Source organism: Bacillus sp. LR--39 (assembly GCF_053613335.1).
On record NZ_JBSIOT010001536.1, the window covers coordinates 1 to 528 of the forward strand.

At 50.6% G+C, this 528-nt stretch carries 1 protein-coding gene and 1 pseudogene; both read right to left on the bottom strand.

The annotated features are described in order from the left end of the window. Positions 1-240: pseudogene (locus tag ACWHAR_RS31645) on the bottom strand (ribulose-phosphate 3-epimerase); the annotation flags it as partial. Between the two features lie 3 nt (positions 241-243). Next, on the bottom strand, positions 244-528 hold a 285-nt coding region (rsgA, locus tag ACWHAR_RS31650; protein WP_452088999.1), incomplete at its 5' end, for a ribosome small subunit-dependent GTPase A.

Genomic DNA, 528 nt, shown 5'->3' on the forward strand with positions numbered 1-528 from the left:
TTTTGCAAAAGCAGGTATATAGCGGTCAGGCGCTTCGATCATTAAATGAACGTCGAGCGGAAGCTCAGTGATCGGGCGGACGGCTTCCACTACAAGCGGCCCGATGGTCAGGTTGGGAACGAAATGGCCGTCCATCACATCGATGTGGATGAAATCGGCGCCGCCTTGTTCAACATCTCGAATTTCCTCCCCTAGACGGGCAAAATCGGCTGAAAGAATAGAAGGAGCAACATATACCATATCTTAATACCTCGGCTTTCTATCTTTGATCTCTGTTAAAAATTCAACATAATGGTTGTAGCGATACTGGGCGATTTCACCGTTTTCCACGGCGCGTTTGACGGCGCAGTTCGGTTCTTTTATATGCAGGCATCCGCGGAACTTGCATTCGGCGCTCTTTTCGCCGATTTCCAAAAATGTCTGCCCTAAATCTTCAGCTTCAATACCGGCAAACTCAAGCGAGCTGAAGCCCGGGGTGTCCGCGACGAGCCCGCCGTTTATATCGATCAGCTCCACATGGCGCGTCGT